This window comes from Gluconobacter wancherniae NBRC 103581, from assembly GCF_007988885.1.
Lineage (GTDB): Bacteria > Pseudomonadota > Alphaproteobacteria > Acetobacterales > Acetobacteraceae > Gluconobacter > Gluconobacter wancherniae.
In genome coordinates, this window is the sequence record NZ_BJUZ01000001.1 from 931,458 (window position 1) to 956,492 (window position 25,035).

General features: G+C 53.7%; 21 protein-coding genes. 9 read left to right on the forward strand and 12 right to left on the reverse strand.

Annotated elements, in window-relative coordinates:
• Positions 1 to 62: 62 nt before the first annotated feature.
• Positions 63 to 740, forward strand: coding sequence for a peroxiredoxin-like family protein (locus GWA01_RS04255; protein WP_146794333.1), 678 nt, complete (start codon positions 63 to 65; stop codon positions 738 to 740).
• Between the two features lie 87 nt (positions 741 to 827).
• Here GWA01_RS04255 and GWA01_RS04260 read toward each other — a convergent pair whose 3' ends face one another.
• Positions 828 to 2,063 carry an MFS transporter gene (locus GWA01_RS04260; RefSeq protein ID WP_222592688.1) on the reverse strand — a complete coding sequence of 412 codons (1,236 nt, stop codon included), beginning with the start codon at positions 2,061 to 2,063 and terminating at the stop codon, positions 828 to 830.
• A gap of 404 nt (positions 2,064 to 2,467) precedes the next feature.
• Positions 2,468 to 2,899, reverse strand: coding sequence for an RcnB family protein (locus GWA01_RS04265; RefSeq protein ID WP_146794337.1), 432 nt, complete (start codon positions 2,897 to 2,899; stop codon positions 2,468 to 2,470).
• Positions 2,900 to 3,204: 305 nt separating this feature from the next.
• Here GWA01_RS04265 and GWA01_RS04270 point away from each other — a divergent pair, with 305 nt between their 5' ends.
• The 3 genes from GWA01_RS04270 (at position 3,205) to GWA01_RS04280 (ending at position 7,672) form a co-directional block, all read left to right on the forward strand.
• Complete coding sequence (locus GWA01_RS04270) at positions 3,205 to 4,461, forward strand: serine hydrolase domain-containing protein (RefSeq protein WP_146794339.1); 1,257 nt, start codon at positions 3,205 to 3,207, stop codon at positions 4,459 to 4,461.
• A gap of 14 nt (positions 4,462 to 4,475) precedes the next feature.
• Positions 4,476 to 6,569, forward strand: coding sequence for a S9 family peptidase (locus GWA01_RS04275; RefSeq protein ID WP_146794341.1), 2,094 nt, complete (start codon positions 4,476 to 4,478; stop codon positions 6,567 to 6,569).
• Positions 6,570 to 6,754: 185 nt separating this feature from the next.
• Positions 6,755 to 7,672: a DMT family transporter gene (locus GWA01_RS04280; protein WP_146794343.1), complete on the forward strand. Its 918-nt coding sequence runs from the start codon at positions 6,755 to 6,757 to the stop codon at positions 7,670 to 7,672.
• Positions 7,673 to 7,703: 31 nt separating this feature from the next.
• Here GWA01_RS04280 and GWA01_RS04285 read toward each other — a convergent pair whose 3' ends face one another.
• From GWA01_RS04285 to GWA01_RS04310, 6 genes are all read right to left on the reverse strand, one after another.
• The gene (locus GWA01_RS04285; RefSeq protein ID WP_146794345.1) at positions 7,704 to 8,477 is read right to left on the reverse strand and encodes an SDR family NAD(P)-dependent oxidoreductase; all 774 of its coding nucleotides are present in this window, start codon (positions 8,475 to 8,477) and stop codon (positions 7,704 to 7,706) included.
• 28 nt (positions 8,478 to 8,505) lie between these two features.
• The gene (locus GWA01_RS04290; protein ID WP_146794347.1) at positions 8,506 to 9,609 is read right to left on the reverse strand and encodes an ABC transporter ATP-binding protein; all 1,104 of its coding nucleotides are present in this window, start codon (positions 9,607 to 9,609) and stop codon (positions 8,506 to 8,508) included.
• 67 nt (positions 9,610 to 9,676) lie between these two features.
• Positions 9,677 to 10,504, reverse strand: a complete 828-nt coding sequence (locus tag GWA01_RS04295) for a carbohydrate ABC transporter permease (protein ID WP_146794349.1) — start codon at positions 10,502 to 10,504, stop codon at positions 9,677 to 9,679.
• Position 10,505: 1 nt separating this feature from the next.
• Positions 10,506 to 11,414 (reverse strand): carbohydrate ABC transporter permease, encoded by a 909-nt coding sequence (locus tag GWA01_RS04300; protein ID WP_146794351.1) that lies wholly within the window; start codon positions 11,412 to 11,414, stop codon positions 10,506 to 10,508.
• A 12-nt stretch (positions 11,415 to 11,426) separates the two neighbouring features.
• The gene (locus GWA01_RS04305; RefSeq protein ID WP_146794353.1) at positions 11,427 to 12,752 is read right to left on the reverse strand and encodes an ABC transporter substrate-binding protein; all 1,326 of its coding nucleotides are present in this window, start codon (positions 12,750 to 12,752) and stop codon (positions 11,427 to 11,429) included.
• 106 nt (positions 12,753 to 12,858) lie between these two features.
• Positions 12,859 to 14,490, reverse strand: a complete 1,632-nt coding sequence (locus tag GWA01_RS04310) for an FGGY-family carbohydrate kinase (protein WP_146795518.1) — start codon at positions 14,488 to 14,490, stop codon at positions 12,859 to 12,861.
• A gap of 447 nt (positions 14,491 to 14,937) precedes the next feature.
• Here GWA01_RS04310 and GWA01_RS04315 point away from each other — a divergent pair, with 447 nt between their 5' ends.
• Positions 14,938 to 17,061, forward strand: a complete 2,124-nt coding sequence (locus GWA01_RS04315) for a M3 family metallopeptidase (protein WP_146794355.1) — start codon at positions 14,938 to 14,940, stop codon at positions 17,059 to 17,061.
• 37 nt (positions 17,062 to 17,098) lie between these two features.
• On the opposite strand, the gene arfB is transcribed toward GWA01_RS04315, so the two are convergent.
• Positions 17,099 to 17,521, reverse strand: a complete 423-nt coding sequence (arfB, locus tag GWA01_RS04320) for an alternative ribosome rescue aminoacyl-tRNA hydrolase ArfB (RefSeq protein ID WP_146794358.1) — start codon at positions 17,519 to 17,521, stop codon at positions 17,099 to 17,101.
• A gap of 204 nt (positions 17,522 to 17,725) precedes the next feature.
• Between arfB and GWA01_RS04325 the strand changes: the two genes are divergently transcribed.
• Entirely contained in the window at positions 17,726 to 18,772 is a 1,047-nt protein-coding gene (locus GWA01_RS04325; protein ID WP_146794360.1) for an aldo/keto reductase, read from the forward strand.
• Positions 18,773 to 18,814: 42 nt separating this feature from the next.
• On the opposite strand, the gene GWA01_RS04330 is transcribed toward GWA01_RS04325, so the two are convergent.
• From GWA01_RS04330 to GWA01_RS04340, 3 genes are read right to left on the reverse strand one after another with little or no spacing between them, the layout of a single operon-like run.
• The gene (locus GWA01_RS04330) at positions 18,815 to 19,462 is read right to left on the reverse strand and encodes a methionine ABC transporter permease (RefSeq protein WP_146794363.1); all 648 of its coding nucleotides are present in this window, start codon (positions 19,460 to 19,462) and stop codon (positions 18,815 to 18,817) included.
• Complete coding sequence (locus GWA01_RS04335; RefSeq protein WP_146794365.1) at positions 19,443 to 20,474, reverse strand: methionine ABC transporter ATP-binding protein; 1,032 nt, start codon at positions 20,472 to 20,474, stop codon at positions 19,443 to 19,445. The genes GWA01_RS04330 and GWA01_RS04335 overlap by 20 nt, the downstream gene beginning before the upstream one ends.
• Complete coding sequence (locus tag GWA01_RS04340) at positions 20,471 to 21,280, reverse strand: MetQ/NlpA family ABC transporter substrate-binding protein (protein ID WP_146794367.1); 810 nt, start codon at positions 21,278 to 21,280, stop codon at positions 20,471 to 20,473. The genes GWA01_RS04335 and GWA01_RS04340 overlap by 4 nt, the downstream gene beginning before the upstream one ends.
• A gap of 241 nt (positions 21,281 to 21,521) precedes the next feature.
• Between GWA01_RS04340 and GWA01_RS04345 the strand changes: the two genes are divergently transcribed.
• From GWA01_RS04345 to GWA01_RS04355, 3 genes are all read left to right on the forward strand, one after another.
• Positions 21,522 to 22,520: an LLM class flavin-dependent oxidoreductase gene (locus tag GWA01_RS04345; RefSeq protein ID WP_146794369.1), complete on the forward strand. Its 999-nt coding sequence runs from the start codon at positions 21,522 to 21,524 to the stop codon at positions 22,518 to 22,520.
• Positions 22,521 to 22,631: 111 nt separating this feature from the next.
• Positions 22,632 to 23,399: an SDR family oxidoreductase gene (locus GWA01_RS04350; RefSeq protein ID WP_146794371.1), complete on the forward strand. Its 768-nt coding sequence runs from the start codon at positions 22,632 to 22,634 to the stop codon at positions 23,397 to 23,399.
• A gap of 129 nt (positions 23,400 to 23,528) precedes the next feature.
• On the forward strand, positions 23,529 to 24,872 hold the full coding sequence (locus GWA01_RS04355; RefSeq protein ID WP_146794373.1) for a GntT/GntP/DsdX family permease: 1,344 nt from the start codon (positions 23,529 to 23,531) through the stop codon (positions 24,870 to 24,872).
• Positions 24,873 to 25,035: the final 163 nt, after the last annotated feature.

The following is a 25,035-nucleotide window of genomic DNA, read 5'->3' on the forward strand; positions in this document are numbered from 1 at the left end:
TCATCCCTGAAAAAACCAACACCTCTAACGTCAGGCGTTGCTTTATTTTAGAGGAAATACCCATGTCTCTTCAGGCAAAACTTGATGTGTTCAAAGCTGACTTTGAAGCGGGCAAGCCACCTTATAATGTTCCTGCTTCGGTGATTGAAGTCATGCATCGTGCCACAGCTGAACTGATCGCCGCAGGTGCAGCAGAAAAGGCGCTCAAAGCCGGCGATAAGGCTCCGTCTTTCACGCTGAACGATCCTGATGGCAATCCGGTGTCTTCCACCGAACTGCTTGCAAAAGGCCCGTTGGTCATCAGCTTTTACCGCGGTGTGTGGTGCCCATACTGCAATATGGAACTCCAGGCTCTTGAGGCGGCGTTGCCATCCTTCCGCGAACTTGGTGCAAGTCTGATTGCCATCTCACCACAGACGGCAGTGAACAGCCGTAAGTCGGTGCGTCAGAACCACCTTGATTTCCCCATCCTGTCGGATGTCCATAACGACGTTGCAGCAGCATTTGGTCTGCGGTTCGCATTGCCGGACTATCTCGTGGACCTCTACACCAATTTGAAGAACGATCTTCCGTCTTTCAATGGTGATGACAGCTGGACGCTGCCGATGCCCGGCCGTTTCATCATCGGGCAGGACGGCGTAATCCTCTATGCTGAGGTCAATCCTGACTATACCCGCCGCCCGGAACCGGAAGACATGCTGCCGGCACTGCGGAAAGCAACATATGCTTCAGCTGACTAACTATTATCTAGCTCTTGTTTCAGGGCTATCCTGATCGTTTTTTGCGAAATGCTGGATTGAGTGTCCTCCTCTCAAATTCAGCGTTTCTCATTTCGGCGTTTTACCATTGATGAGAGCCTGAGGTAGCATCAGTCCCATCATCGTGACAAAGACAAGCAAGACCCCGATGCTTCCGAGCGCGAAGGGGAGATTTACAATCTGGGCGACAAATCCCAAGGCCGCAGGTCCAACCAGAATTCCTGAATATCCAAGTGTTGTTATGGCAGACACTGCAAGATGTTCTGGCATGAAGGTCTGTCGCCCAACGGCTGAATAGAGCACTGGAACCACGTTCGCACACCCTGCGCCCACCAGTGCGTAACCCAAGAGGGTCATCTGCCAGACCGGGATTATCGTCACCAGTAACATTCCCAGAGCAGCCAGCAGACTTCCGCCTGTCACCAGCACACGACCTGAGACATGGCGAACCAGTCGATCTCCCAACAATCTGCCAATGGTCATTGTAGAGGCAAATGCAACGTATCCCAGCCCCGTGTAGCGCATATCAACATGCCGCACTGTCGTCAGGAAAACCGCGCTCCAGTCTATAGCAGCCCCCTCTGCGAGAAAGACGATAAAGCACATGACCCCGATGATGAGAACGATCCCATGAGGAAATGCAAAGGCAGGTCCAGATTCTGAATGGGTTCGTCCAGTCAGTAAGCCGGGAAGTGCCAGGAAAGCGCTCAGCATTAACAGTACAACAACAGCCAAAGATGCCTGAAACGGGGAAAAGCCAAGGCTGAGTAACGTGCTCACGCCAATCGCTCCCAGGAGACCCCCTACGCTGAAAAGGCCATGAAAACCCGACATCATGGTATTCTGGCACGCTCGTTCAACAATAACAGCTTGAACATTGACGACGCAGTCTATCGATCCAACACCCGCCCCAAAAATGATCAGAGCACCGGCGAGAAGCGGTATAATATTTGAAGACGAAAGAACCGGCAGACTACAGCAAACTGCCAGGGTGGCGACTGCGATGATCCATCGACACCCAAAGCGTCCGGCTAGACTTCCTGCAATAGGCATAGCCACGATCGAACCCATCCCCAGACACAAAAGAAAGAGGCCAAGATGAGCGTCTGTGAGTCCGCATCGTAGTTTGACATAGGGAATGATCGGCGCCCATGCCGCCCCAGAAAAACCCGCAATTAGGAACGCTAAACGGGTTGCATACTGTGCTCGGAGCGAGTTTGGAGGAGGATTGGCTATCAATGACAAGTCGGAACCCTTTAATTTGATGCTATAGGCAGGCACTAAAGAAGGTCTCGAGGACCGCATGACCACAATAATTGCAATAGCCGGACATGAACGGGGTCATTCTGTATTCTATGAATGTCTTCTGGAAATCATGAGGACGGTATTGAGCGGATTCAACTTGTCATCGCAACACGCCATTTTTGGAGATGACGATGACAACGGAAAGACGTCAGTCTGAGCGCCCAACACGGCAACAATTATTCTCGCCAGAATGGCTGTCTGTCTGGAAACGCGAGAATTTTTGTCGGTTTTGGCGTCGTCTCGCTGCGGGTCCTTCCGCACCTAGCGGAGGTTAAGGAATATACGCGCCAAGTGGAAGCATGGACCGAAAGGCTACGGGAAAAATAGGTAGAGTAAAGCGTATTTTGTAAAAGTGTAAAACGTCCCCGAAAGTGGAGTGCTCAGACCTTCGGGGAAGGTATTTTTCAGTACGGACGATAGCCGGGAGGCGGAGGGGGGGCTGGCTGATAACCGGGAGAAACTGGCTGCACCATCCCGCCTCCGTTGACGACGCCTGCTATCACGCCGGTAGCAACGGCTGTCAGCAGGAACTGGTTTCCATACTGCATCCAGTAATAACCACGAGGAGGTGCCCAGAGGCCGCGCTGCTGGCGCCAGTTGTTGACCATCCATGGCTTGTAGTGTGGGCCGTCATAGCGATCGCCACGATGCCATACTCGGTTGCGATCAAATGATGGTGGACCTCCGCGATTATACTGAGACGGGCCACCAGGATTGTTTCTGAAATCGCGGCCCTGATTTCCACGGTTATCGGGTCCGTGTGGATCTGCATATGCAGTTGATACCAGTGCCAGGGAGGCTCCCAGTAGGAGTATGGCAAATGACTTATTCTGCATAATTAAGCCTCGTAATGTCCAAACTGTGGGAGCCACAGGATGCCGTGTTCGATTAATAGAAACGCTTCGAGCATGGCTGTAATAAGGCGTAATTGGTTCGGAAAGTTTCGAGGGATCTTAAGCACTCTGTTCGCGGTATGGTTAGCCCATGGTTATACCCTGGTGTCGTGTACCTAATGGTCTGCTTGCTCATGGGAGCATAGTGTCAGGTCAAAATTCGCCATGATCAGAGGGATCTAACAGCAGTGACGGCAATCCATGGGCGCAGAACATTTGAGGATCTGAAGTTATTCAGATTCTCATTGATGTCCCTTGCTGTGTCTGCTGCAGTTATGCTCACCTCCGGTACTGCTTCTGCATCGTCGATAGACGTTCGCATGAACGACATCATGGCTTCTGGTGAGGCCACCCCGCTAGCTGCCATGGCGGTACTCAAATTACATAATGGTCGTCCTGAGTATGCTTACTTTTCAGGGTTTGCCCGTAGTGATCAGGGGAGAACTGTTGCCGTAGGCGCCGATACGCTGTTCCGGGTCGCATCCATTTCAAAGATGGTAACAACAATCGGCTTTATGGAGCTGGTGGAACAAGGGAAAATATCGCTTGATCAGGATGTATCGGACTATCTGGGATTCAAGCTCAGAAATCCGAATTATCTTTCTATACCGATCACGGCCAGAATGCTGCTGAGTCACACGTCCAGCATTCGCGATGCGGATGTTTACAACTTGCCACCCGGCCAGAAGATTTCGAGCTTCTTTGACCAGACACATAAGCTGGGCGCTGTAAATTATCACTTCGCGCACGAGGCAGGCCGCGGTCCTGGAGCATATTTTGCGTATTGCAATCTGTGCTTTGGCCTGATCGGCACGATGGTGGAGCATGTTACCGGCCAGCGATTTGATCTTTATCAGAAAGAGCATGTCCTGAAGCCGCTGGGTATTGCAGGTGGATATAATGTTCTGGACATTCCATCGTCTGAAAAGCTGGCGACACTCTATGCATATGGTCCAAAGGGCTACGAGGCGCAGGTGGACATGTCTCCATTGCGCGGATGGTCAAACGCGGTGTTGCGGGACTATCGGCCTGGTGACAATGGTACGTTGTTCTCGCCGCAGGGAGGCTTGAGAATTTCGGTTAATGGTCTGGGAAGGCTGGCGCGTTTCATGCAGGGGCGGGGCGCTCTGGGCAATGTGAGATTGCTCTCTCCTTCTAGCATTAAACTCATGGAAACCCCCGTTTGGCAGTTTGATGGTCATAATGGCGAAGGAGCTTACCCTATATCGAGCTATGGACTTGGCGTGATCCTGTTGAACGGAGCAGTCGATCCTTCTGGTCGTCCGGCGATTCCATATGCTGGATATCATGGTGCCATGAAGGGTCATCTTGGTGATGCCTATGGTCTGCATTCCGGGCTTTGGTATGAACCTGAAGGCGGTAATGCCTACATTTTTGTGGCGGATGGTTTCCCCAACGATACAAGCCCGAAAAGCGGTGTGTATTCGTCTTTTAGCCGGGTCGAAGAAGAGATCCTGACAACGCTTTCGCATATCAAGCGCTGAGGGTAATCGTAAACATGACAACACTTTTTCCCCAGAGTTTCCGAAGCTCAGTTATGGCGGGAATCTGCCTTGCCGTTATAGCCGTAGCCCATCCTGCCTATGGGGCGTCACCTCGTTCTCCAGAGGTGCTGAAGCAGGATCTTTCCCGGCTTCTTGCAATGCCTTTTGCCAATGACATGGTGGGAGCAAAAGACGTCCCGGTCATTGCGTGGGTCGAAAATCGTGGTGGAGCAAGGAATGTGCTCGTCTCACAGAATGGAAAATCCCCCAAATTGCTGACCCATTACACGCGGGATGACGGTATTCTTTTATGGGATCTGGCATTGAGCCGGAACGGACGCATCGCGGCTTACGTTGAGAATGGTGATCCTGAATATCCAGACGGCGCCCCTCCAAATGCGGGCCTTCAGAACAACCTGCCGAAACAGAATGTCCATGTAGTCCTTCCTTCAGGTCAGAATGTGATCGCGGGGCAGGGCCATAGCCCGGCATTCTCGCCAGATGGCAAGATGCTGGCATTCAGTGAGGGGGGGACTCTTTTTCAGGGCCGCGTGGCTGTAAAAGCTGCGGCTGTTCTAAAAACAGTGGGCAGCATAGAGGCCCTCAAATGGTCAGCGGATGGGACAAGGCTGCTTTTCTCGCTCCGGCGTGGAACACATAGTCTTATCGGGCTCTTCACACTTTCCGGTGCGGGCAATGGGAAGCTGGAGTTTATCGATCCGGCCTTTGCCCATGATGTCTTGCCCGAATTCTCTCCAGACGGATCGAAGATAGCTTTTGTCCGCTCACGGGCGCCTTTGCACGATGATCAAGTGGAGAAGGGAAGCTTCTGGTCGATTCATGTCTATGATCTGAAGACGCAAACGGGCTCTGAGGTGTGGAAGGCTCCTTCTGGGCAGGGTGGGCGCTTTGCTGCTTCTGAAGGGATGTCGCTCATCTGGGCTGACGATACTCATCTGCTTTTCCCATGGGAAGGCAGCGGCTGGATGCGGGTGTACGAACTTGACCTTGCACACGCCGCTACCCCCAGAGCCCTCACGCCTGACAATGCCGAAGTCTCTTCGTATTGTATGGATAGCGATGAACAGTCGTTGATCTATACGTCCAACGCGGGTGATCTGGACGCGTCATATGGATGGTCGCAGTCTCTGCTGGGTGGCGCGCCCGTTCGGCTTGGGCATGGCAATCAGATGCAGTTTTCTGTTGTGCCAGCCGGGCATTCCATAGCCTTTATGGAAACCGGCGTTGAGCAGACTGCCCATCCGGTCGTGTTGAATGGAAAAAGCGATCTTGAGACGCCTGTTGAGCCTGTTCTTCCAGCGGGTATAAAATTTGTTACGCCGCAGAATGTCCATTTCAGAAGTGCGGATGGGACCGATCTTCATGGACAGGTATTTCTTCCGCCGTCGGGGAGTGATGCGCGTAAGCCCGCGCTCTTGTTCCTTCACGGGGGGCCAAAGCGGCAAATGCTGCCCGCGTTCAATCCTATGGATTACTACTCCAACGCCTATCTGATGAACCAGACACTTGCGTCAGATGGTTATGTCGTCATGACCGTCAATTACCGTAGCGGCACGGGATATGGTGAAGGCTTCCGAAACGCACTACACACAGGCGACAGAGGGGCGAGTGAATATCAGGATGTTCTGGCCGCAGCTTCCTATCTGCAACATCGGCCTGATGTAAACCCGCACAAGATCGGCGTGTGGGGCGGTAGTTGGGGCGGGTACCTGACAGCACTTTCACTGGCCCGGAACAGCGATATTTTCGCAGCAGGTGCTGATTTTCATGGTGTGCATGATCTGACTGATCCGTCACGAATGGGTCTTTCTCCGGATGAAAATCAGGCCAGGTTAGAAACTGCGTGGCGCTCGTCTCCTGCTGCGTCAATCCAGAACTGGCGCTCGCCTGTGTTGCTGGTTCATGGAGATGATGATTGGAATGTTGACTTTTCGCAGTCAGTCATACTGTCCGGGCTTCTTTCGGAGCAGGGAGTCGCTTTTCAGGAGCATTCATTCCCAAATGAACGACATACCTTCCTGCGTAATCAGGACTGGGAAAGCGCGTATCTCTGGATGACTGAATTCTTTTCCGGACAACTTAAATAGCGATACTAATCCCAATAAAAGAAATTAATATCCTAATCTAATTATTGGTAATAATATATCAATATCATTTCGTATACGTGTATCCAAGGGGGATATTTGTAATATATTGATTAGTCATGATAGTCTCGTGTCAGAATTTTTCATGTAGCCATCTCTGGTTGCACGTTTCAATTTGGACGAGATGAATGAAATCGATTCCCCTGTCTTTAGGTATGACGCTGGCATTTTCATCGTTTGCGGCTTTTTCTGTAAGTGATGCCTGCTCAAAGCTTCTCGGGGGAAAGCTAGATCCATTCGAAGTTGCGTTCTCCGGAGGTGTGTTTGGTTTCCTACTTTTGCCGTTTATCCGCAAAAAGCACGAAACATATATGGATATTTTTTCCACCGGGCAGCCGGGGATGTGGATTTTGCGTGCCGTTGCAACATTTGTAGCGACAGCCGCAAGCGTCAAGGCATTCATGCTTCTTCCGATGCCTGAGGCATTGTCTCTGATGTTTTTAATGCCGCTTTTCGTAACCATTCTCTCGGTTGGTTTGCTGAAAGAGAGGGTTAACGGCTGGGCCTGGGTCTCGGTTGTGTTGGGATTTTTGGGCGTGCTGATCGTTTTGCGTCCGGGGGCGCGTGAACTGCATTTCGGGCATCTCTGTGCATTAGTGGCAGCTTTGGCGAATGCGGTGGGCGTCATTGCATATCGTCTGGCAGGACCTGACAGCGCACGCCTGTCACTTTTTGGATCAAGCCTCTTTGGGCCACTTATCGGTGATGGTGCACTGATGTTCACACATGCAACCTGGCCACACGGATTTTCAATCTGGTTCTGTCTGTTCGGCTATGGATTTCTGGCCGCACTCGGGCAGTTGCTTATGATGATGGCGACGGCATTGGCACCCGCAAACAGGGTAGCGCTACCTCAATACAGCCAGATGCTGTGGGCTGTGGTGTTTAGCTATTTCCTGTTCCATCAGCCTCTTGATGGATGGACTTTTGCCGGAATAGTCGTGGTAACGGCGTCTGGCATGATCAACTGGATCCGTCAGCACTTACGGTATGAGCGTGATGTGATTGAAGAATATTGGAAAAAGCAGCACCATCATGTCCATTGAAGTCTGATGGGCTGCATTTTCTGAGTGGCGTTTACCAGACGGTGAAGCCTGCATCGACATTTACGATTGAGCCCGTCATCAGGCTTGCTGCGTCTGAAGCAAGGAAGTGGACCACGGATGCAACTTCGTCAGGCTGACCCACACGCCCCATTGGGGTGCCTGCAATCCACGCGTCATAAAGTTCCGGCTTCTCCATGCCGAAGCGCGTCAGGGTCGTTTCGATATATGTTGGTGCAACGGCATTGGCGCGAATACCGTGTGGCGCCCACTCCGCAGCCAGAGAGCGGATATACTGATGCACACCGGCCTTGGAAGCGTTGTATGCAGCCTGTTGCTGGGGACGGTTGACGATCAGACCGGACATCGAACCGATCGCAACGATTGAGCCCTTTTTCTGCTCCAGCATCACACGCCCCACAGCCTGACAGCAGCGGAACATTCCATTGAGATTGATGTCGATCTGCTTGAGCCACTGACTGTCTGTCATGTCCTCGGCCTTGACCTCGGAAATGCATATTCCCGCGCAGGCTACGAGAATATCCAGATGTCCTTCCTGAGCGTGCAAGGCATCCACCACAGTCTTTACATTTTCCGTGCTCGTAACATCGAGCTTGATGCTGCCGACATCTAGGCTCAGAGCGCGTAGCTCTTCAGCCGAGTTGTTGGCAAGTGCTTCGTCAAGATCGGCAATAATGACGCGTGCGCCAGCTTCCGCGAGTGCTGTTACGCAGGCAAGGCCGATATTCTGAGCGCCACCCGTGACGATTGCCGTGCGACCGTCGAGGCGGAGTTTTTCCATGTACATAGTGGAGTGTCCTTGTCTTGTGCTGAAATCAGGCAGCAAGTGGGTGGCGGTTGAGGGCTTCGAATGCGAGACCATCTTCGGCAAAGATGTGACAATGCTCTGATGGGAGATGAAGGCCGACGCGGCTGTCGATTTCCGAAGTGTCGCTGCCATCGGTCTGCACAACGATCAGCTGACCGTTCGCGAGGCGGATATGCAGGAGCGTGAGTGCGCCAAGGCGTTCCACAACTTCGACTTTCCCCGATCCTTCACCGGCTTCCACGACTTCGATGTGCTCGGGGCGGATGCCAACGGTCACCTTTGATCCTTCGGCAACCGCGCTGGAATACACGGGAACGTGCATGCTGGAGCCGCTTGCGAATTCTATGATCGAACTGCTGTGCTCCCGACCGATAAGTGTTGCGGGCAGGAAGTTCATGGGCGGAGAGCCGATGAACTTTGCGACGAACATGTTCCGGGGGTGGTGATAAAGCTCAAGTGGGGAGCCTACCTGTTCCACCACACCCTTTTGCAGAACGACGATCTTGTCAGCCATCGTCATGGCTTCGACCTGATCGTGTGTCACATAGATGGTCGTGGCTCCCAGTTTGCGGTGTAGTGAAGCGAGTTCGACGCGCATCTGGCCTCTGAGAGCCGCATCGAGGTTGGAGAGTGGCTCATCGAAAAGGAAGACTTTCGGGTTGCGAACGATCGCACGCCCGATAGCCACACGCTGGCGCTGCCCCCCCGAAAGCTGGCCTGGTTTGTGGTGCAGGTAGGTTTCGAGTTGTAGCGTCTTGGCGACAGCCGTAATTTTCTCGCGCCGCTCAGCTTCAGGCATGCCGGCCAGTTTCAGGCCGAATTCCATGTTTTTGTAGACGTTCATATGGGGATAGAGCGCGTAGGACTGGAAGACCATGGCCAGTCCGCGATGGCCCGGCTCTATGTCATTGACGCGCTGTCCGTCGATCAGCAGGTCTCCATTGGAGATGTCTTCGAGCCCGGCGATCATACGCAGGAGCGTGGATTTGCCACAACCGGACGGACCAACGAAGACAACGAACTCCCTGTCCTCGATCGAAAGGGAGACTCCTTTGATGATTTCCTCGGTGAGGTAAGTCTTGCGGAGGTTTTTCAGTTCTAGGGTCGCCATCAGACGCTCCGGTTTCTGCAGGTGTGTGCGCATTGGCGCAGGTTGGATCTATGGAGGAGGAGTAGGATCACTTCACTGCTCCGAAGGTCAGGCCGCGTACGAGTTGCTTCTGGCTGAACCAGCCAAAAACGAGGATCGGTGCCACGGCCAGCGTGGAAGCGGCCGAAAGCTTGCCGAAAAACAGGCCTTCAGGAGATGAGAATGACGCGATGAAAGCTGTTAGCGGAGCTGCGTTGGACGATGTGAGGTTCAAAGACCAGAAAGCCTCGTTCCAGCAAAGGATCAAAGAGAGCAGGGCGGTCGATGCAATGCCGGGCAATGCTAAAGGAAGCAGGACCATCGTCATTTCCTGCCAACGTGATGCACCGTCCATTCTGCCTGCTTCCAGGATCGGAGCGGGCACTTCCCGGAAGAACGTGAAAAGCATCCAGATCACGATTGGCAAGTTGGTCAGCATGTCCACGATCGCCAGACCCAGAACCGTATCCAGCAGATGGGCATTACGAGCCAGCAAATAGATCGGGACGAGGACGCCCACGGAAGGCAGCATCCGTGTGGACAGCATCCACAGCAGCGTGCTGCGTGTCCGCTTTGAAGGCATGAACGCCATTGAATAGGCCGCAGGAACAGCAAGTGCGAGCGCAACGCCGGTCGCTATGACAGACACCAGAACGGTGTTGATCGTAAAGTGCCAGTAATTGGCGCGCTCGAACACCTCTGCGTAGCTGCTCAGAGTAGGCTTGAAGAAGAGCTGTGGTGGGGTCGAGACAGCCTGAACCTCACTTTTGAATCCTGTTAGGAACATCCAGAAGATCGGGAAGAATACCCAGAGCGCAACGCCCCAACCCAGCAGGGTAACAGCGATCTGTTTGCCGCAATTGACTTTGAAAGCCATGTCACACCTCTAGGTTACGTGCAACAGCGCGCACGAGGAAGGCCGCCACAATATTGGCAATCACAATGGCAATGACGCCGCCGGCTGAGGCTCCCCCAACGTCGAATTGGAGCAGGGCGCGGGAATAGATGAGAAACGCGAGATTGCTGGAGGCAACTCCAGGCCCACCTGCCGTCGTCACCGAGATTTCCGCGAAGATTGTGAGCAGGTAGATCGTCTCGATCATAACCACGACGCTGATGGCGCGGCTGAGATGGGGCAGGATGATATAGCGAAAGCGCGCAATCGGGCCAGCGCCGTCCATGCGGGCAGCCTCTTTCTGCTCTCCATCGAGCGACTGCACAGCCGTGAGGAGAATAAGAACGGCGAATGGCAGCCATTCCCACGAAACGATCATCATGACCGTTGCCAACGGGTACTGCGAAAGCCAGTCGATGGGCGTGAGGCCTACCGCACGCATCATGGCGGAATATACGCCATAGATCGGATGAAGCATCAGGTTTTTCCACAAAAGCGCGGAAACCGTCGGCATGACGAAAAATGGTGATATGACCAGTACGCGCGCTATGCCACGACCAAAGAAATCCTGATCATACAGAACTGCCAGGAGTGTCCCGCCGCCAACACTGATCACCAGAACTCCGGCCACCAGAAGCAGGGTGTTCAGCAAGGACTGGAGGAAGTCCGGATCGGTGAGAAGGTACCAGTAGTTGTTGATTCCGGCGAAGCCATGAAGTGTGGGATCAACAAGGTTGTAGTTCTGCAGTGAATACCACAGTGTCATGACCAATGGCACAATGGACCATACCAGCAGGATGAACACTGCCGGAGAAAGGAGCAGAAAACCTGCCCCTTTTCCTTTTCTGGCCGGCGCCGAGGGCGCTGCGCTTGTGTTAAGTACGGCTTGCATCGGAATGTCGCCTTACTGGCCGTGACCGGACTGGCGCATTGTACGCCCGACGGAAGCCTGTGCCGATGTGAGAGCCTGCTCCACACTCATCTGACCTGACAGCGTTGCAGCGACGGTTTGTCCGACCTGAGTGCCGATCCCCTGAAACTGCGGAATTCCAACGAACTGCGCGCCGATATAAGGGCGTGGCTGTGCGGTGGGGCCGCTTGGATCAGCCGTCTTGATGGCGTTCAGAACGAAAGAGGCAAAAGGCGCTGCTTTCTGATAGTCCGGGTTTGCATAGGTTGACGCGCGCGTTCCCGCTGGTACGGCAACCCACCTCTTTTTCTCCGCGACAAGTTTCACATATTCCTTGGACGTAGCCCATGTAATGAATGTCTCTGCATCAGCGCGGTGCTTGGAACTTGCGGGGATGGCGAGGTTCCAGCTCCACAGCCAGGTTGGGCCCTTGCCATAAGTTCCTTTTGGAACGGCGGTGAAGCCGACCTTATCTGCGACCTGAGACTGTTTTGGGTCAAACAGCAGACCACCCGCCACCGTGGAATCAATCCACATTCCGCAATGTCCGCTCGCGAAGAGGGCAAGGTTTTCGTTGAAGCCGTTTGATGTGGCACCCGGAGGGCCATCTGCCTTCATGGCAGAGACATACCAGTTCAGTGCATTCTTCCATGCGTCCGAATTCAGGGCGGGCTTCCAGGACATATCGAACCATTGCGCACCGAACGTGTTCGCAAGGGATGTGACATAGGCCATGTTTTCACCCCAGCCGGGCTTTCCACGAAGGCAAATGCCGTAAACCTGATTTTCCTTATCTGTGATCTTGTCCGCGAACTGCCTGATCTGATCGTATGTAGGTGATTCTGGCATGCTCAGACCTGCTTTCTGGAATAGGTCCTTGCGGTAGTAGGTCATCACGCTTTCTGCATAAAACGGCAGGGCGTAGATCTTACCGTCATTCATCAGACCTTCGCGGACGGAAGGGAGAATGTCGGACATGTCATATGCAGCATCAGGCGTTACTTCCGCGAGCCATTTCTGTTTGGCCCAGATCGGAACCTCGTAATTTCCGATGGTCATGACATCAAACTGTCCAGCTCCGGTCGCAATATCGGTGGTCACGCGCTGACGCAGCACGTTTTCCTCAAGGGTTACCCAGTTCAGGTGAATGTCTGGATGAGCTTTCTCAAACGCGCTCGAAAGCTGACGCATGATAATCATATCGCCGTTATTGACGGTTGCGATCGTCAGCGTTCCAGCAGCGTGCGCGGTTGAGAGGGCCGAACCGCATGAGAGGGCGGTCAGGCCGGCAAGGCAGAGAGCTTGGGTAAGACGGGACATGGTTAATGACCTTTTTGAACGGCGTGTCCTGAATGCGAGGAGGCCGTGGGGTTTTTCCGGTATGGATGAAAAGGGAAAACGCGCTTGGCTTTGGTGCTCAGGCCTCCTATCCACAGACGCTCTGCATGCGGGCTCTGTAGTCGCGTTGCCTTGCAAGCATGTCGCGGGCTATTTCGTGCTTGATGCTGTGGAACCGTGCAGTCCGGGGATCAGGCAGGATTTCGTCGCCAGCATGGCTCATATGCGCCATCGCACTGCGAAGATCGGAGTAGGAACCAGCCGCCACGGCGCCAAGGATGGCTGCCCCAAGAAGCACTGAATCGGGCTCCTTTGGCAGTAGGATCCTGCAGTTCGTGGCGTTTGCATGCTCCCGTAGGAAGATCGGGTTCTTGGTGCTGCCGCCAGTCGCAAGGATGGTGTCTATCCCGTACCCGCGAGCGTTTAGAGCCTCAATGATGTCCTGCGTGCCATACGCCAGTCCTTGCAATGTCGCGAGATAAAGCAGGGCCAGATCTTCGCGAGACGCCGCGAGCCTCAATCCGTCGATCGCGCCCCGAAGATCCGGGTCAGCATGGGGCGAGCGATTGCCGTGGAAATCGGGGAGAACATGCAGCCTGGACGTTATCGCTCCGGGAAGGGTCTCGCTTTCATGTTCGAGCACAAGCGCATTAAGCATCCCGTATAGATTGCCTTTGGCGAGGTTCGCCTCAGCCTTCAGTCCGGGTCCTGCAGCGTGACTGGAAATAATGAAGTCAATCAACGCACCCGTAGCAGACTGGCCAGCTTCATTGAGCCACATTCCGGGTACCATCGCCTCGGAATAGGGACCCCATACCCCGGCAACAAAACGGGGTTCTTTGGATACGGCCATATGACAGCTGGACGTTCCGCAGATAAGTGCTATCGAGCGGTTCAGGAGATCATCTGCGAGTGTATGATCACCCGCGATACCCAGTAGCCCGATCCCGCCAGCATGCGCATCTATGGCAGATACCCCAACAGGAATGCCTTCCTGCAGGCCAAGTTCGCGGGCAGCGCTGGCGCTCAGGCCATTGCCAACTTTGCCACCAAGTGCGCGGATGTCACTGCCGATTTTACGGTGTCCATCCCGTGTGAGCTCTTCGAGCCCGATTGCGCTGAAGTAACTGTCATCCCACCGTGATTCATGGGCAAGATACGTCCACTTACAGGCTGTGGAGCAGGTGGAGCGTGAGTCCGCGCCCGTTGCACGCCAAGTCAGAAAATCCGGAAGATCAAAGAAATATCCAGCGTCTGCAAATATTTCGGGAAGATTGCGTTTCAACCAGAGAAGCTTTGGCGTCTCCATTTCAGGGGAAATGCTGCCCCCGACATAACGCAGTACGTCGTAGCCGCCTTCGTTGATCTCGCGGGCTTCGTTGATAGCACGATGATCGGCCCAGAGGATGATGTTCTGTTCTGCTGCTCCGGCAGGATCAACGGACAGGCTGTTGCCATCCTTATCCAGAACAACGAGAGAGCACGTCGCATCAAAGCCTATACCGCAAACCTGGAAGGGCTCACTGATCTGAGAGAGGGCGGTTTTAACGCTCAGGCAGATTGCGGCCCAGATGTCTGTAGAAGATTGCTGGGCATATTCCGGGAGAGGGCGCCATGTCTGCGTCTGAACAATCGCAGAAGCCTTTTTCTCACCCGAAAGTGTAAAAAGGCCAGCGCGTGCACTCCCTGTGCCTACATCAATTCCGAGAAACAGATCCATAAGCGCCATACCAAACACCGAATAAACATTTAAAGGGTATAAATCACATATCTAACGTTAAGCGTTTTTCAGGTCCGTCAGTTTGTGCCGCTCACGAAAATATGGTCTTCCAGAATGAAGAATAATTCAATTTTTGACGAATTTGCTGACAATTTATGAGTGCCTTTCATGATGATGGTCTAGGCTTGAATCGTGTATGATGAATTTTTCGTACCAAATAAAATGTTATTTGTCTCAATTTTTATGTGATATTTTATATTTTGTGACGTTTGTTAGGTGATGGCGATACATATGTGCGCCGCATTTTATGTTCGTACGGGAAATAAAAAACACGTAAGTATATGATATAAAACAAATTATTTTATATTTCGGAGTGATGGCCGGTTTGACGCTCGGATTTGAATCACCTACGCTCAGCCGCAACATTGTAATGAGCAGGATGATTTGATGACTTCCGGACTGTGGACGAAAACCGCCCTTGCACTCACTCTCGCGCCATTATTGGCCGGGGTTGCGCAGGCCGCGCCAACAAATCCGTTTTTCAGTGCAAGTACGCTGCCTTATCAGGCCCCACGTTTCGACTTGATAAAAGATAGCGATTACGCGCCCGCTTTTGAGCGCGGAATGGCGGATCACCTTCGTGAAGTCACTGCAATCGCGAATAACCGCGCCAAGCCGACATTTGATAATACAATCGTCGCCATGGAGCGTGCTGGCCAGCTTCTTGGGCGTGTTCAGGAGACATTCTACGGCGTTTATCAGGCAAACACGGACGATGCTCTCGATAAGGTACAGAGTGCCGAAGCTCCCCGCCTTTCGCAGCATGAAGACGCAATCTATCTTAACGCCCGTCTCTTTGGCCGTATCAAGACGCTCTATGACGCTCGTGCGAAGTTGTCTTTGACACCAGAGCAGGCAAAGCTTCTGGATGTTTATTACCAGCAGTTTGTGCATGCCGGCGCCCAGCTTTCTGCTGCGGACAAGGTGAAGTTACGTGCGATCAACACACAGCTTTCCAAGCTTGAAACGGTCTACGAGCAGAAGCTCATCGCAAGCGCCAAGGCTGGTGCACTGGTTGTTGATCGCCGCGAAGCACTGGCAGGTCTGGACGAGGGAAGCATCGCTGCGGCTCAGAAAGATGCAGAGGGGCGGAAACTCGCAGGCAAGTGGGTTCTAGCTTTGCAGAATACGACGCAGCAACCTGCACTTTCCTCACTCACGAACCGCGACACACGCAAGGCTCTGTTCGATAATAGCTGGACCCGGGCGGAGAAGGGAGACGGCAACGATACGCGCGCAACCATCGCCGCGCTTGCCAAACTTCGCGCCCAGAAAGCCGCGCTGTTCAACTACCCGAACTACGCGGCCTATACTTTATATGATCAAATGGCGAAAACGCCCGAAGCAGCTGAAAATTTCATGCAGCAGCTCGTCCCTGCCACTGCAGCGGAGCAGAAGCGTGAGGCCGCGGAACTTCAGGAAGCCATCAGGAAAGATGGTCAGAAATTCACGCTTCAGCCATGGGATTGGACGCACTATTCAGAGCAGGTACGTCGCGAGAAATATGCGCTGAACCAGGACGATATCAAGCCGTATTTCGAACTCAAAACAGTCCTTCAGGACGGCGTGTTCTTTGCTGCGGAACAGCTCTACGGCATCAGCTTCAAGCCGCGCTCGGATATCCCGACTTATAACCCGGATGTTATGGTCTATGAAGTTTCAGACAAGGATGGCTCTCCCCTCGGCCTGATGTATTTTGATTACTTCAAGCGCGACAACAAATCTGGCGGCGCATGGATGTCCAACTTTGTTGGCCAGTCCACTCTGCTGGGTACGCGTCCCGTTATCTATAACGTAGCGAACTTCACGAAAGCCGCGCCGGGTCAACCGCAGCTTATTACGTCTGATGACGTCACCACGATGTTCCATGAGTTTGGCCATGCGCTGCATGGACTGTTCGCGAGCCAGACATATCCGATGCTCTCGGGCACGAGTGTGGCGCGGGACTTTGTTGAGTTCCCGTCTCAGTTCAATGAAAATTGGGCCATGGATCCCAAGGTGTTCGCCCATTATGCGCGTCACTACAAAACCGGCGCTCCGATGCCAGCCGAACTGGTTGCCAAAATCAAGAAAGCTGCTCACTTCAACCAGGGTTATGCTCTAGGTGAAATCGTAGCCGCCGCTGAGTTGGACATGAAGTGGCATGGCTTGCCTGCCAGTGCACCCCTGCAGGATGTAGACAAATTCGAAGCAGATGCGCTGAACAGCATGGGGCTGGACGTAGCCGATGTTCCGCCTCGTTATCGCTCAACATATTTCCTGCATATCTGGTCCAATGGCTATTCGGCCGGATACTATGCTTATCTGTGGACCGAGATGCTGGATCAGGATGCGTTCTCCTGGTTTCAGAATCATGGTGGACTCACGCGTGAAAATGGTCAGCGGTTCCGTGACATGATCCTGTCCAAGGGTAACACGATGGATTACGGCCCCATGTTCCGCGCATTCTATGGCAAGGACCCGGACATCGGTCCTATGCTTGCACATCGCGGCTTGACCGCCGCCAAGTAAGAGCTGGCTGATCCGGCGGGGTATACGCTCTGTCGGATCAGTCGTCTGCGCGCACCCGACGGTTGCGTTTCGTTGTGGAGCGGTGCGCCTTGCCGTCAAGACGGCGTTGCTTTGCGGCTCTCCCTGGGCGTGTTGCCACACGAAAAGCCCGTCGCTCAGATGCTTCCCGGATGAGTGCAGCAAGTCTTTCGATTACGTCCTCTCGGTTACGGATCTGTGTTCTGAACCGACGCCCGGTCATGACGATCGTTCCGTCACGTGTCGCACGGCTACCCGCCAGTTCAATGAGGCGTCGGCGGATACGCTCGGGTAGGGCGGGGGAGTTTGCTGCGTCAAACCTGAGCTGGGCGGCTGTTGCAACCTTGTTGACGTTCTGCCCTCCGGGGCCCGACGCCAGAATATACGTCACTTCCAGCTCGCTGTCCGCCAGTATCACACCTGGCACGATTTCGACTGCCATCAGTTTTCCTCGTCCCTGTTGCTGTAGCCGCATGTGTGTCGGCTAGATAAGGGGGATTGGGCGCGCTTGCAAAACACGTCCTTTGCAGGGTTGCGTCGCTTGCATCTTGCAGCAACAATCGCGCCTCTCGAACTCGCGAGGGTGCAGGCTTCAGGCATCTGTTTTCGGGTTCGGTTTTTTACCCATATCATCAGGCGATTAAACATGAAGCAGCGTGAACTCGGCCGTACTGGCGTCATGGTCAGTGAAATCTGTCTTGGAACGATGACGTTCGGCCAGCAGAACACGGAAGCTGAAGGCCATTCTCAGCTCGATATGGCACTCGATCACGGTATCAACTTCATTGATACTGCCGAGCTGTACTCCATTCCTCCGCGTGCGGAAACCTATGGTGCAACCGAAACCATCATCGGAAGCTGGCTGAAGGCAAAGGGAGGTCGGGACAAGCTTGTTATCGCAAGCAAGGTCGTCGGTCGTGGTAATTCACCTTGGTTTCGTCCGGAAGGCGAGGAAACTCGACTGGACGCAAAGCAGATCCGCTATGCTGTTGAGGGCTCCCTACGCAGACTTGGAACGGACTACATTGATCTTTACCAGCTTCATTGGCCGGATCGGAAAATCGGTATTTTCGGGAGCGGTGGCACCACATTCCGCGATCTGTCCACAGATAACGAAATTCCCATTGAAGAGACGCTAGCCGTACTTGGAGAACTCGTTGCCGAAGGTAAGATCCGCCATGTTGGTCTATCCAACGAAACGGCATGGGGTGTATCGAAATTTCTTTCCGCCTCCGCGCAGAGCGGCCCCCGGGTCGTCTCAATTCAGAATGCGTATAACCTGATCAATCGTACGTTCGAGATTGGTTTGGCTGAAATGGCGCTGCGTGAGCAGGTTGGATTGCTGGCCTATTCGCCGCTTGCTCAGGGGTACCTCACCGGAAAGTATCTGAATGGCGCGCGTCCTGAGGGTGCGCGGACGACGCTTTTCAATCGTGGTCAGCGCTACGAGAAGCCGGGTGTAGACGTTGCGATCGAGGCTTACATGGATCTTGCAAAAGACGAGGGGCTTGACCCGGTACAGCTCGCAGTGGCGTTCGTCACATCGCGCCCATTTGTCACGTCCAACATCATTGGTGCGACAAGCTTGGAGCAGCTTGAAACTGTTCTGGGCTCAACGGATTTGATCATTACTCCGGAGCTGGAAGCCAAGATCAACGATATTCATCAGGTCCATTCAAACCCGGCCCCTTAACGGGAGCGCCCCCGTTCAGCATTGCCTGAATGGGGGCACAGCCTACCTCAGGCGGCGTGCCACCATGTTGCCCGCTGCCTGAATGCTCATAACAACGACCACCAGAACTGCTACAACACTCAGCATTACCGTCGTGTTGAAGCGCTGATAGCCATATCTGATCGCCAGATCTCCAAGGCCGCCAGCTCCGATGGCGCCCGCCATGGCGGACGCACCAACCAGCGTTACAAGTGTGACCGTTAGACCTGCGATAAGCCCCGGAAGGGCCTCGGGAATGAGTGCATAGCGGATAACCATCCACCGCGTACCGCCCATTGCACGTACTGCGTCCACAAGGCCTGCATCCACTTCCTTGAGTGAGACCTCGGCGATGCGTGCGTAATATGGGATCGCGGCTATCGAAAGTGGCACTATCGCGGCGGCCGTTCCAAGGGCCGTGCCTGCGATCAGGCGCGTCACGGGGATCAGTAGTACGAGAAGGATAATGAATGGTACTGCCCGGAGGGCATCGATCACAGTGCCCAGCAGCCGGGAAAGCCAGACCATATCAAACAGATCCCGGCGGCTTGTGACGAGCATCAGTACTGCAAGGGGAAGCCCTCCCAGAACAGCGATAGCACCGGACGCGAAGACCATTTCCAGAGTTTCCAGCGTTGCGCGGAAAACCAGCTCAGCGATCAGATGGGACATAACCAAGCACCTCCACTGTCTGGCAGCGATTTTTTAGAAACATCTGAATTTCTGGCGAAAAAACTGGCAGGCGTATGATCATATCCATGATGTTGCGCCCTCCAACTTGTGTGATTCCTCCATTCAGGAGACGAATATCCGCACCAAAATTTCGACCAAGCTCGGATAAGAGTGCTGAAGGAAGACTTGCTGCGGTGTCGCCGAGCCGAAGTAGAACTTCGGATGCTGGAAAGGGATCGGTCTGCAGATAAGCTTTCTGATCAGAGGGGATCTGAATAAGTGTGTCAGGGAATAGATGGGCGATATTTTCATTGCGTGATGGATCGCTGAGCAGCGTTACGACGGGGCTGTTCTCAACGACTTTGCCATGCTCCAGCACCACAACCCTGCGTGCAAAGCGTCTGACAACGTCCATTTCATGCGTAATAAGAATGATGGTGAGGCCAAGTCTGCGGTTGATTTCGGCCAGCAGATCAAGAACCGAGGCAGTCGTTTCCGGATCGAGAGCAGACGTCGCTTCATCACAAAGCAGTAGAACAGGCTCAGTAGCCAAAGCACGTGCGATACCGACACGCTGCTTTTGGCCGCCGGACAACTGCGACGGACGTTTGTTCTCGTGGCCTTCAAGCCCAACGATCTCGATCAGTTCCTTTACCCGGGCACGGCGCCGGGAAGAGGGAATGCCGGAAATTTCAAGGGGAAGTGCGATATTGGCAGCGACTGTGCGGGAGTTCAGCAGGTTGAAATGTTGAAAGACAAGCCCGATGCGTCTGCGCTCAAGAACGAGCGCGCGTTCAGGGAGGGAAACGAGGTCTGCTCCATTGAGAAGGATTTCCCCTTCTGTAGGCTTCTGTAGTGCGCATAGGCACCGCAGAAGCGTGGACTTCCCAGCACCTGAACGGCCGATAATCCCTAGGATATCACCCTGTTCGACGCTGAAAGAGACATTTGTCAGTGCTGAATGATCGCCAAACTGATGGCTTACATTCCTGATTTCGAGGAGTGGTGTCATGTCCAGGCAGGGACGATTGCGCCGTGATAAACGTCCAGAAGCGCCTGACGGGTGTTGGGCTGTTGGTATGCGCTGACCAATGGCTTGACCCAGGCAGCGCTCGCGTCTTTGGCGTTGGTCGCAATGAAGCAGACATATGGGTTGTTTTGAAGGGTTTCTTCGCCAATACGCTCTTTGATTGTATCAATTCCAGCTTTTTGAGCCCATTCCGTGTTGACGACGGCAGCATCAAGGTCTGTTAGCGCGCGCCCAACGACCCCGGCATCCAACTCACGGATGCTGATATTCCGGGGATTATCCGTAATATCAAGCGCCGTTGGCAGCAGGCCCGCGGAAGACGATATTTTCAAAATGCCAAGTGTCTGCAGGAGGAGCAGGGCGCGACCTTCGTTACTCGGGTCATTGGGAACGCCAATCGAGGCGTTGGGCGGAAGGTCTTGCAGTGATTTCCAGCGATGCGAGTAAAGGCCCATGGGAGCGAAATACGTGTTTCCAACCGGGGTTATCTTGAAGCCGTTGGCTTCGGACTGGGCTTTGAGAAATGGCCCGTGCTGGAATGCGTTTGCATCCAGGTCACCTTCGGAGAGGGCCTGATTTGGTGTGCTGTAGTCCGAGAAAGTGACGATTTTCAGAGTGAGACCTGATTTGGAGGCGTTCGTGCTGACGATGCGCCAGATGTCTTCGTCCTCTCCGGACATGATGCCAATTCTCAGAGTGGTATTACTCTGGGCATTGGCATTTTTTATCAGCATGGCGGCGGCAAACGCACCCAACGCAGCACGGCGGGACAAGGATAGAGCAGGCATCAGACAACCTTCGAACGCAAGATATCAGGCAGGTGACAGGTTGATATACGCGTTGGGAAAAAATTCAACGACTTTATGAGGGATAAGTTATAATAACTATTTCCATAAGTTATATATTGCACACCCGCTAGTCAGTTTTTTCCCCTCGAATTGGACGTAACTGTGAAATCATGGGCGATCCACCCCATATGGAGTTCAGGACTGTCGATGCCTACCGTAATCTGCATCAAAGGAGCCAAAAGTGATTCCGTTTTCCGTCCTTGACCTCTCCCTCATCAAGCGCGGGTCTGGCCCAGCAGAGGCATTCCGAAATTCTCTCTCCCTTGCACAAAAGGCTGAAGAGTTGAGTTTTAATCGTTTCTGGTTGGCAGAGCATCATTCAATGCCCGGCATTGCTTCGGCTGCGACGCCAGTTCTGATGGGTCATGTCGCTGCGGGGACCCAGCGGATCCGTGTGGGGTCGGGCGGTATCATGCTTCCCAATCATTCTCCCTTGGTGGTGGCGGAGCAGTTCGGAACTTTGGAGACTCTTTTTCCTGGTCGTATTGATCTCGGGCTGGGACGTGCTCCCGGGGCAGATCAACGGACCGCACGGGCCTTGCGTCGAGATGCGCAGGCGCCCGACCGTTTTCCGGAAGATGTAGTTGAACTTCTTCATTATTTCGAACCAAGCAGTGAACACGATACCCATTTGATCCGTGCCATTCCCGGTGCTGGGTTGCGGGTGCCTGTGTGGATACTGGGATCGTCCCTGTTTTCCGCAGTTCTCGCGGCACAACTTGGGCTCCCCTATGCCTTCGCCTCCCATTTTGCTCCTGCGCAGATGAAGCAGGCCATCGAGCTTTATCGTGCACGCTTCGAGCCATCCGAAAGGTGCGCGCGGCCCCATATCATGCTTACGGTGAATGCGATCCTCGCACCTGAGGATGCTGAGGCGCAGCAGCTTTCCACGTCACTTTATCAGTATTTTATTGCCTTAAGGCGTGGGCGACCGATCCCGTTTCCGCCGCCGGTGGATGATATAAGCGCATTGATGACCCCCGATGAGCAGGCAATGCTAGACCATACGCTGTCCTGCACGTTTGTTGGCTCCGCTCAGTCGGTGTTTTCACGCCTTAAACAGTTCGTGGAGGAACATGCGCCTGATGAGTTAATGGTTGCAGTTCCGCTGCATGACCATGACAAGCGGCTGCGTTCCCTTGAGATTATGAGCCAACTGAGGGGGAAAATATCGTCCTGAGTAGGGGGCGGTATGATCCTACGGACGTGTTGCGTCTACACGGGGACGTGTCCTGCGTAGGAACCTGAACGCTGTTAAGAGCGTGAAAGGTTAACTGCCAAGGTGATGGACATGCCCGAACCCGATCTTTTTTCGCTCGCTGGACGCCGAGCCCTTATCACGGGTGCGTCTCGAGGAATCGGTCTCACTCTTGCAAAGGGGCTGGCGCGCTATGGTGCCGAGGTCGTTCTCAATGGCCGCGATGCCGATAGCCTGAAGGCGGCTCAGGCAGAGCTGGAAAAGGCTGGCCATCGGGCCAGCATAGCAGTGTTCGATGTGACCGATCAGGACGCAGTGATTGCTGGTGTTGAGGTAATCGCGCAGCAGGGGCCGATCGACATTCTGATCAATAACGCCGGAATCCAAAGGCGGGCGCCTTTGGACCAGTTTGCTCGCAAAGACTGGGACGATTTGATCTCTACCAATCTTAACGCCGTGTTTTTTGTGGGTCAGGCTGTTGCCCGACATATGATCCCACGCGGGAAGGGTAAGATCGTTAATATCTGTTCCGTTCAGAGTGAATTGGCCCGCCCGGGGATTGCGCCCTACACGGCGACCAAAGGGGCAGTCAAAAACCTTACAAAAGGGATGGCTACCGACTGGGCAAGGCACGGCTTGCAGATCAATGGTCTGGCACCTGGGTATTTTGCCACGGAGATGAACAGTAAGCTCGTTGCGGACGAAGCTTTCACGGACTGGCTGTGCAAGCGCACACCGGCCGCACGATGGGGGCAGGTCGAAGAGCTTGTTGGCGCTGCTGTTTTTCTTTCTTCCGATGCCTCAAGTTTTGTAAACGGACACATGCTGATGATTGATGGCGGTATTACGGCTTCTTTGTAATAGCGCTTCGTGGAACATGGTCTCTTAATGAAAATGTGTTAAGGGATATTATAACATTTATATTGTGACATGTCGGAGCCCCCTAAAGGCGGAATACAGCACATGTCATAACAAGGGAGTTAACACGGGATGAGCTCTATTTTTGCCATCTCTCTTGCGACGGCCGCGATTGGGGCCGTCGTGATTCTTATCGCGCGCTTCCGGCTCAACCCGTTTATCGTCCTTTTTACGGTCTCTATCCTGCTAGCCTTGATTGCTGGAATGCCCGCCGACAAGGTTGTGGGTTCCTTTGAGGCCGGAGCAGGCCATGTTCTGGGGCATGTCGGCACGGTCATCGCTTTGGGAACGATGCTGGGCAAAATGCTCGCTGAATCTGGGGGCGCGGATCGCATTGCCCTGACGATTTCGAATGTTGCGGGCAGGCGTCGGGTCGATTGGGCGATGATGTTGATCGGATTGCTGATCGGGTTGCCGGTTTTCTTTGAAGTCGGGTTTGTACTGCTGATTCCGCTCGCATTCGTTCTTGCTGAGCGCACAGACACACCTCTGCTCCGTGTGGCATTGCCTATGGGGGCCGCGCTTTCCGTTACACATGCTCTCATTCCGCCGCATCCTGCAGCGCTGCTGGCTGTCAGTGCCTATCACGCGAATATCGGGCGTACCATTCTCCTGGGAATTGTGATCGGCACACCGATTGCCATCATTGCAGGCCCGCTTTTTGGGCGCTTCGCCTCTGCGCGGGTCATTCCTGTGGGCGTCAATCCGCTTGCAAAGCAGTTTGTCAGCAGCAAGCCACCTACCAGCCTTCCTGGTTTCGGTATCACGGTTTTTACCATTCTCTCCCCCGTTATGCTTATGCTCATCGGGTCTGTCGCAGATCGCATCACCACGCCTCATAGTGGCCCCAGCACTGTTCTGCATTTTATCGGGAACACGGATATTGCCCTGCTTCTGGCAACAATCCTGTCGTTTTATGTGCTGGGGCAGGCAAGGGGTTTCTCGCGAGAGACAATCCTGCGCTTTACAAATGAGTGCCTTGGGCCCACGGCTCTCATCATGCTGCTGATCGGCGCTGGCGGAGGCTTTGGTCGCGTTCTGGTGGACAGTGGTGTTTCCAAATCCATAACGGACGCGGCCCTTGGCGCGCATATGCCACTTTTGATTTTGGCTTGGATGTTAGCTGCGATTGTGCGTATTGCCTGCGGTTCAGCAACTGTTGCAATGGCGACGGCATCGGGAATTGTGGCGCCAATTCTGGCAAGCTCAACCGGGGTTTCACCCGAGCTCATGGTGTTGGTCACGGGGGCAGGGTCGGTTGCCTTTGGCCCGATGAACGACGCAGGATTCTGGCAAATCAAGGAATATCTGGGTCTTACAGTCCCGCAGACTATAAAAACATGGTCTGCTCTTGAGACATTGATTGCAGTCTGTGGGCTTGTTTTCTGCCTCATTGCATCTATTTTTGTGCATTGATTGAATGACTATTGAGTGGTGATAAATAACTTTTTGCGCCACTCACTTCCATGTGTAATGATTGTAATTGCCCTCTCCACTACGTTCGAAGGTAAGTATTTTATTTTGTAGATTTGATATCGCATCTGTATGCATATTGATTATCCCAGGACGTAGTAAACGA

Excerpts from the sequence above, each read along its gene's own strand:
- GWA01_RS04335 (WP_146794365.1), bottom strand. The coding sequence starts at position 20,474 with ATGACACCACTCCTCGAAATCAGGAATGTAAGCCATCAGTTTGGCGAT.
- GWA01_RS04310 (WP_146795518.1), bottom strand. The coding sequence starts at position 14,490 with ATGGATCTGTTTCTCGGAATTGATGTAGGCACAGGGAGTGCACGCGCT.
- arfB (WP_146794358.1), bottom strand. The coding sequence starts at position 17,521 with ATGGCAGTCGAAATCGTGCCAGGTGTGATACTGGCGGACAGCGAGCTG.
- GWA01_RS04340 (WP_146794367.1), bottom strand. The coding sequence starts at position 21,280 with ATGCCTGCTCTATCCTTGTCCCGCCGTGCTGCGTTGGGTGCGTTTGCC.
- GWA01_RS04280 (WP_146794343.1), top strand. The coding sequence starts at position 6,755 with ATGAAATCGATTCCCCTGTCTTTAGGTATGACGCTGGCATTTTCATCG.
- GWA01_RS04325 (WP_146794360.1), top strand. The coding sequence starts at position 17,726 with ATGAAGCAGCGTGAACTCGGCCGTACTGGCGTCATGGTCAGTGAAATC.
- GWA01_RS04275 (WP_146794341.1), top strand. The coding sequence starts at position 4,476 with ATGACAACACTTTTTCCCCAGAGTTTCCGAAGCTCAGTTATGGCGGGA.
- GWA01_RS04330 (WP_146794363.1), bottom strand. The coding sequence starts at position 19,462 with ATGTCCCATCTGATCGCTGAGCTGGTTTTCCGCGCAACGCTGGAAACT.
- GWA01_RS04355 (WP_146794373.1), top strand. The coding sequence starts at position 23,529 with ATGAGCTCTATTTTTGCCATCTCTCTTGCGACGGCCGCGATTGGGGCC.
- GWA01_RS04295 (WP_146794349.1), bottom strand. The coding sequence starts at position 10,504 with ATGGCTTTCAAAGTCAATTGCGGCAAACAGATCGCTGTTACCCTGCTG.
- GWA01_RS04285 (WP_146794345.1), bottom strand. The coding sequence starts at position 8,477 with ATGTACATGGAAAAACTCCGCCTCGACGGTCGCACGGCAATCGTCACG.
- GWA01_RS04300 (WP_146794351.1), bottom strand. The coding sequence starts at position 11,414 with ATGCAAGCCGTACTTAACACAAGCGCAGCGCCCTCGGCGCCGGCCAGA.
- GWA01_RS04315 (WP_146794355.1), top strand. The coding sequence starts at position 14,938 with ATGACTTCCGGACTGTGGACGAAAACCGCCCTTGCACTCACTCTCGCG.
- GWA01_RS04290 (WP_146794347.1), bottom strand. The coding sequence starts at position 9,609 with ATGGCGACCCTAGAACTGAAAAACCTCCGCAAGACTTACCTCACCGAG.
- GWA01_RS04260 (WP_222592688.1), bottom strand. The coding sequence starts at position 2,063 with ATGCGGTCCTCGAGACCTTCTTTAGTGCCTGCCTATAGCATCAAATTA.
- GWA01_RS04350 (WP_146794371.1), top strand. The coding sequence starts at position 22,632 with ATGCCCGAACCCGATCTTTTTTCGCTCGCTGGACGCCGAGCCCTTATC.
- GWA01_RS04255 (WP_146794333.1), top strand. The coding sequence starts at position 63 with ATGTCTCTTCAGGCAAAACTTGATGTGTTCAAAGCTGACTTTGAAGCG.
- GWA01_RS04265 (WP_146794337.1), bottom strand. The coding sequence starts at position 2,899 with ATGCAGAATAAGTCATTTGCCATACTCCTACTGGGAGCCTCCCTGGCA.
- GWA01_RS04305 (WP_146794353.1), bottom strand. The coding sequence starts at position 12,752 with ATGTCCCGTCTTACCCAAGCTCTCTGCCTTGCCGGCCTGACCGCCCTC.
- GWA01_RS04270 (WP_146794339.1), top strand. The coding sequence starts at position 3,205 with ATGTCCCTTGCTGTGTCTGCTGCAGTTATGCTCACCTCCGGTACTGCT.